At 69.5% G+C, this 6,637-nt stretch carries 5 protein-coding genes; 3 read left to right on the top strand and 2 right to left on the bottom strand.

Features of this window, described 5'->3' with window-relative positions; genetic code table 11:
• Positions 1-36: 36 nt before the first annotated feature.
• Entirely contained in the window at positions 37-1,266 is a 1,230-nt protein-coding gene (locus KBX37_RS17410; RefSeq protein ID WP_210777000.1) for a serine protease, read from the bottom strand.
• Between the two features lie 146 nt (positions 1,267-1,412).
• Here KBX37_RS17410 and KBX37_RS17405 point away from each other — a divergent pair, with 146 nt between their 5' ends.
• The 3 genes from KBX37_RS17405 (at position 1,413) to galE (ending at position 5,897) form a co-directional block, all read left to right on the top strand.
• Positions 1,413-2,396 carry a 2-dehydropantoate 2-reductase gene (locus KBX37_RS17405; RefSeq protein ID WP_210776999.1) on the top strand — a complete coding sequence of 328 codons (984 nt, stop codon included), beginning with the start codon at positions 1,413-1,415 and terminating at the stop codon, positions 2,394-2,396.
• Positions 2,397-3,068: 672 nt separating this feature from the next.
• Complete coding sequence (locus KBX37_RS17400; protein ID WP_210776998.1) at positions 3,069-4,748, top strand: glycosyltransferase family 2 protein; 1,680 nt, start codon at positions 3,069-3,071, stop codon at positions 4,746-4,748.
• Positions 4,749-4,784: 36 nt separating this feature from the next.
• A complete protein-coding gene (gene galE / locus KBX37_RS17395) occupies positions 4,785-5,897 on the top strand; it encodes a UDP-glucose 4-epimerase GalE (RefSeq protein WP_210776997.1) in 1,113 nt (370 codons plus the stop codon).
• Between the two features lie 37 nt (positions 5,898-5,934).
• Here galE and KBX37_RS17390 read toward each other — a convergent pair whose 3' ends face one another.
• Positions 5,935-6,522, bottom strand: coding sequence for a DinB family protein (locus tag KBX37_RS17390; RefSeq protein WP_210776996.1), 588 nt, complete (start codon positions 6,520-6,522; stop codon positions 5,935-5,937).
• Between the last annotated feature and the right edge of the window lie 115 nt (positions 6,523-6,637).

Below are 6,637 nucleotides of genomic sequence, written 5' to 3'. Positions count from 1 at the left end.
GATCGCGCCCCAACGGCCCGTCGTTGTCAGCAGTCGTCAGCCGTTGTCGATCAGGCTGGCGATCTGGTTGTAGATCAGGTGCGCCTTCGCCCCCTGGTTCGAAGGGCAGCCGCCGAGGTGGTGCAGGGCGATCACCCGGTGGCTGGCGTTCAGCACCGGCGAGCCCGAGTTGCCGCCAGAGGTGTCACAGCTGTAGCTGATGTTCCAGGTGTTGTAGTTCGCGTTCCGCACGGTGCACGTCGTGCCACCTTGGGTGTTCTCGTAGATCGACAGTCGCTTCGGGCTGCCGTCGCCGTGCCCCGGGATGTACATCCGCGTGCCGGTGCTGGTGGCGGTCGTCGCCAGGTACAGCGTGCCGAAGCCCTGGATGTTGGTGAAGTTGTTCACCGAGTACAGGGTGTAGTCCAGTTCGCCGGAGCCGCCGGAGCTCACCTTGTAGAGGGTGGCGCCGCTCACCTTGGTGCCGGGCCCAGGGTTCGCGCCGCCACAGGTGGCGCACTGGTAGTTGAACTGCATCTCGCTGCCGCTGACGGCGGACTGCGTCGAGAAGCAGTGCTTGTTGGTCAGCATGCGGTTGGTGTTGCCGACCCGCCAGGTGGTGCACAGCCCACCGCCGCTGATCAGCAGCCGCGCCACCGCGTTGCCGCGGGCGTACTCGCTGGGGTGGCTGTTCTGGTAGCAGACCACGTCGCGGCGAGCGTCCGTGCTGCAGACGGACTGCGTGGAGAAGTTGTGCTGGGTGATCTCCGTGCGGTCGTAGCCGCGCCAGAACCGGTCGATGGTGGCGGCGCCGTCACGGGAGCGACGGCTGCTGTGCAGCGTCACCACTGCGGTGTCACCCTCCACCGACATCGCCCAGAAGCCCGGCTGCCCGTCGATGGTGTAGTCCGAGCCGGTCGCCCGGTTCAGGTAGCGGTCGTACCGGTAGTTCTCCTCGCCGTCGGGGCTCGACACCGTGACGTAGTCGCCGTGGGCCAGTCGCAATGAGCTGAAGTGCACCTTGACGTACGCCGCGCCGGGGTGCCGAATGATCTGCGTCCGGCCACCCCGGGCGTAGGACAGGGAGCCGTCGACGGTGCGGAGTTCACCGACCGTGGTGACGCCCTCGGCCGAGAACTGATCCGATTCGGGTGCCCGCTCGGAGTGTGGTGCGAGAGGTCGCACCGAGTACGCCTCGGCGGCGGGCACCGACAGCAGGCTCAGCCCAAGTGTGCAGGCGCCGAGCGCGACCGCCACCGTTCGCAGGCGGCGTAGGGCATGTTTCATCGTCGCTCCTCCCCGGAACCAGCATCCGGACGTGGCTTTGAACCTTCATACCGGAACTCAATTGAGAAATGCAAGTACATCGATATTGTCGTCGCGGCGCCTGCGGCCACGGCGGCCCGGCTCCAGGTAGGTGTAGCTTCGGCTCCGTGCGAAATGTCTGCGTGGTCGGGGCGGGCGCGATCGGTGGGATGATCGGCGCGCGCCTAGCCCTGGCCGGGCTCCCCGTGTCGGCCCTGGCCAGGAACGACACGCTGGCCTCGCTGCGTACGCACGGCTGGTTGTTGAGCTCGCGCGACGGCCGGCCGCAGGCCGCCCCGGTGGCCGCGGCCACCGACGACGCCGCGGCACTGGGCCCGCAGGACGTCGTGATCCTCGCGGTGAAGGCGCACCACCTGCCCGCGCTCGCGCCCGCGCTGGTGCCGCTGCTCACCCCGGAGACCGTGCTGGTCCCGGCGCTGAACGGGGTGCCGTGGTGGTTCTTCCACGACTTCGGCGGTCCACTGGCCGGCACCGTCCTGGACGCGGTCGATCCCGGCGGCGTCGTCTCGAAGGCGCTGCCACCTGAGCAGGTGCTCGGCTGCGTGGTCTACCTCGCCGCCCGCACCCTCCGGCCCGGGCACGCCGTGCACACCGCAGGTGACCAGCTGATCATCGGCGAGCCGTCGGGCGTGACGTCCCCGCGCGCGGCGGCGGTGGCCGCACTGCTGCGCCGTGGCGGGTTCACGGTGACGGTGTCGGAGTCGATCCAGCGGGACGTCTGGTTCAAGCTCTGGGGCAACATGACCATGAACCCGATCTCCGCGCTGACCGGCGCCACCGCCGACCGCATCCTCGACGACGCGCTGGTCAACACGTTCGTCCAGCGGGTCATGACGGAGGCGGCCGAGATCGGTGTGCGGATCGGCTGCCCGATCTCGCAGAGCATCGCGGAGCGCACGCAGGCCACCAGACGGCTTGGCGCCTTCAAGACCTCCATGCTCCAGGACGCCGAGGCTGGTCGCACCATCGAGCTGGACGCTTTGGTCACCGCGGTCGGTGAGATCGGCGCGCTGACCGGCGCGCCCACCCCGCACCTGGACGCGTTACTGGGTCTCGCCCGCCTCGCGGCCCGCGAGCGCGGCCTCTACTGACCGAGGCCTGCGGCGAGCGCTCGCGTTCGCGGCTCAGCAGGTGCCGGATCCCGCAGCAGCCATCACTGGCACCGTCCCACCGGCAGCTCAGAAACGTCTGCGTCGAGGGCGGCGCTCACCCTCGGCTCCGTCATGCCCGGCGCCGCGTGGACGGGCCGCCAGTGCCGGCGGGCGTGCTCCTCATCGCGTGAGCTGCGGGGCTTCCTGGCGGTGCCCCTTATACGGCAATACTCCGCTTTTGCCGGATTGCGGCTACTAGCATCGCTTTGGTCAGGCTTGCACTGATCGAGGATGCCCCGGTCGGACAGAACCGGCCCACTGGGCGCCACGGCATCGCCAATCATCGATCTTGATACGGGGACCGCAAGTGCACGTGCAGACTTCGGGGAATCGGCGAGCCGGCGGGCGTCGCCGGGCGGACGCCTCCGGTACGGAACACTCCGTTCGGCGCTACCGTCTCGGCGAGGACGTCCGGCGATCGGGAAGACCGCCGGAGATCTGGGCCGGACAGCGGGCACGGACCACGGCATGAGCGCACCGGCTCGGCCAGCACCCGAGACACTCGAAACCGAGATCCGGAATCTCTCGGGCGGCCGCGTCCTACGCGCCGGGCCCGGTGGACCGACCTTCGCGCCCTTCCGGCACCTGCGCGCCACCCGGGCAGCCACCTTCGTGTCGGCCCTGCGTTGGCGCGACCGGGTGGCCGTCGCCGGGCTGACCGCCGGCTGGGCGACCGCCTTCGTGGCCTTCTGGTTGTGGTGGTGGCAACCCGCGCACCGCGTCGGCTGGGCGGGACTGGCCCTGAACAGTCTGCTGCTGCTGTACCTGACCGCGCTGCCCGCCTACTACCTCCTCGCCGTCTCGCGGTTGCGGCAGGTCAATCCCGCGCTCGGGGTGCCGCGGCTGCGGGTGGCCTTCGTGGTGACCCGCGCACCGTCAGAACCCTGGTCGCTCGCCCACCGCACCCTCACCGCGATGCTGGCCCAGCAGTTTCCCTACCTGTACGACGTCTGGCTCTGCGACGAGGACCCGTCCGAGCAGGCCCTGCGATGGTGCGCCGCGAACGGGGTCGGGGTGTCCAGTCGACGTGGCGTCGCCGCCTACCACCGGGCCACCTGGCCTCGCCGTACCCGCTGCAAGGAAGGCAACCTCGCCTACTTCTACGACCACTGGGGTTACCGGGACTACAACGTGGTCGCCCAGCTCGACTGCGACCACGTGCCCCAACCGACCTATCTCGCCGCGATCACGCGACCGTTCGCCGATCCCGCCATCGGCTACGTCGCCGCACCAAGCGTCTGTGACGCCAACAGCGCGAACTCGTGGTCAGCGCGGGGACGGCTGCACCGCGAGGCGACCTATCACGGCCCGGTGCAGCTGGGCCACAACCGCGGCCTGGCTCCCCTGTGCATCGGCTCGCACTACGCCGTACGGACGCAGGCGCTGCGCGACATCGGCGGTCTCGGCCCCGAACTGGCCGAGGACTTCTCCACGACGTTCCTGCTCACCTCCGCCGGCTGGCAGGGTGCCTTTGCCATCGACGCCGAGGCGCACGGCGACGGCCCGCTCACGGTCGCCGACATGCTGATCCAGGAGTTCCAGTGGTCGCGCAGCCTCACCATGCTGCGCTACGACCTCGCGCCGGATCACCTGCGGCGGATGGGCGCCGCGTTGCGGCTGCGCTTCGCGTTCCAGCTGTCCTACTACCCGCTACTGGCGATCGCGACCGTCGTCGGCCTCGCCCTGCCCCCGTTCGCCGCGGTCACCGGGCTTCCGTGGGTCAACGTCAACTATCTGGAATTCCTGGCCCGCCTGGCTGCGGTAGCACTGTGGCTGCCCCTACTGACCTTGCTGCTCCGCCGGCGCGGACTGTTACGCCCCCGATCCGTGCCCGTCCTGAGCTGGGAAGGCGTCCTGTTCGCCCTGACCCGCTGGCCGTACGTCGTGTGGGGCGTGCTGGCCGCGACGCGGCTGAACGCACGGCCCAGGCAGGTCTCGTTCAAGGTGACCCCCAAGGCGCGCACCGGCCTGGAGCCACTCCCGACCCGACTCGTCCTGCCCTATGCGGCGATCACCGTGGTGCTGTCCGCGGCGGCTCTGCTCGGCGAGCGGTCGGCACACACTCCGGGGTACGTCTTCCTCTGCATTCTCGGCGCCCTCTGCTACGCGGCGGCGGGCCTCGCCGTACCCGCTCTGCATGTGGTGGAGGCAGCCCGGGCCGCCGGGCTGCGCGTGCGGTCAGTCGTCCCGACCGCCGCCGGACCCCTGCTGGTCGGCGTGGTGGCGCTCCTCCCGCTCGCGGCGGCCATCGCCGGCTACTCCTACGCCGCAGTGCCGCTCCATATCCGATAACGCCCCGCTGCGCGGACGCACAGGAAGGAATTTCTCATGTCTGGTTTGAAGACTGTCCTGGTGACCGGCGGGGCCGGCTTCATCGGGAGCCACACCTGCGTCGAGTTGCTCGAGCATGGCTACGAGGTGTGCATTGTCGACAACTACTCCAACAGCTCACCGGCGGCGCCGAGCCGGGTCGAGAAGGTGGCGGGCCGCCCGCTGCTGAGCGTCTACGAGGCCGACGTACGTGATCGTCGGGCGCTCTCGGCGATCTTTGCGGAGAACCCCATCGATGCGGTCATCCACTTCGCCGGACGGAAGGCGGTCGGCGAATCGGTGTGGATCCCCGTCGACTACTACGACACGAACGTCGGTGGCACGACGAGCCTGCTGCGAGCCATGCGGGAGAACGGCGTGCACCGCCTGGTCTTCTCCTCATCGTGTTCCATCTACGGGGAGGCGGCCCGGATCCCGATCGACGAGCAGGCCCCGCCACGGCCGACGAACCCGTACGCCAGATCGAAATGGATGTGTGAACAGATCATCGCCGACGCCTGCCGGCAGCACCGGGAGCTGGCGGCCTATGCGCTGCGATACTTCAACCCGGTCGGCGCACATCCCAGCGGGCTGCTCGGCGAGGACCCCCGCGGCATCCCGCAGAACGTGATGCCCTATCTGATGCAGGTCGCCATCGGCAGGCTCGAACGGCTGAGCATCTTCGGCCGCGACTACGCCACCGCGGACGGTACGGCGGTGCGCGACTACATCCATGTCATGGACGTCGCCCAGGCGCACCGCATCGCACTGGAGCGGCTCGACGAGGTGACGGGACTGGAGACCCTCAATCTCGGCACCGGCGTGGGGACGTCGGTCCTTGAGCTCGTCCGGGCGGTCAGTGCGACCTGTGGAAAATCCCTGCCGTACGACATCGTCGAACGGCGGCAAGGTGACGTAGCCAGACTGGTTGCCGACCCTGGCGCGGCGGCCCGGAAGTGGGGCTGGCGCACGACCCGGAACCTCGCCGCGATGTGCCGGGACGCGTGGCGCTTCCAGCTGCTGAATCCCGCCGGATTCGACGACGACCTGACGAGGGCGGTCGCCATCCCGACGGCGCGATCGCTCGATGCGGACGCGATGCCCAGATCACCTGCACCCGACCATCGTTGACGCTCGACGGCGACGATCACCGGCTTACGACCGCGCCTCAGGCAATGGTAGGACCGGCTGCCCTGGCGGCCCGCTCGATCTGCGCGCGGCTGGCTTCCCAGAAGGCCGCGTCGGGCTGCCGGCTGGCGTATCGGGCTGCTGTCCCGGTCAAGCCGTCGAGCTGTTCGCGCAGGATGTCGGCGTGTCCGGCGTGCCGGTTCGTCTCGGTGAGGAGGTGGACCAGGATGGCGAACGGCGTGACCTGTGGGCGCGGCCACCAGGGCACGTAGCCGGGCGAGTCGATGTCCAGGGCGATGATCGTCGCGTCTGAGTGCTTCCACACGCGACGGTAGCGGTCGATGATCTCCTCACGCGTCTCGTGCTCGGTCGCCCACATGTCGCTGCCGCTCGCCTCGGCGTCGTCCCAGCGAGCCAGGGGTTCGGGGAACGGCCGCCCGAAGACCTCGCCGAGGTACCTGGCCTCCCAGACCGACCGGTGCTTCACCAGGCCGAGAAGATTCGTGCCGGTCGCGGTCAGGGGGCGGCGGATGTCGTACTCGCCGAGCCCGTCGAGCTTCCACAGGATCGCGTCGCGAACCTCCCGCAGGTCGCTGTGCAGGTGCGTCTTCGCGACGTCATCGATCATGGGGCATGAGCCCGACGACCTCAACCTGCGATCACCACCGCCAAGCCCGACCGTCGTTCCCCGACCGCCACCATGGGCTGACCCCAGGCGCCGTCGGCAACGGCGTCATACGGAG

The sequence above is a fragment of the Micromonospora sp. U56 genome (assembly GCF_018070095.1).
Classification (GTDB): Bacteria; Actinomycetota; Actinomycetes; order Mycobacteriales; family Micromonosporaceae; genus Micromonospora; species Micromonospora purpureochromogenes.
This window is presented reverse-complemented; position numbering and strand designations above follow the sequence as displayed.

Excerpts from the sequence above, each read along its gene's own strand:
- KBX37_RS17390 (WP_210776996.1), bottom strand. The coding sequence starts at position 6,522 with ATGATCGATGACGTCGCGAAGACGCACCTGCACAGCGACCTGCGGGAG.
- KBX37_RS17410 (WP_210777000.1), bottom strand. The coding sequence starts at position 1,266 with ATGAAACATGCCCTACGCCGCCTGCGAACGGTGGCGGTCGCGCTCGGC.
- galE (WP_210776997.1), top strand. The coding sequence starts at position 4,785 with ATGTCTGGTTTGAAGACTGTCCTGGTGACCGGCGGGGCCGGCTTCATC.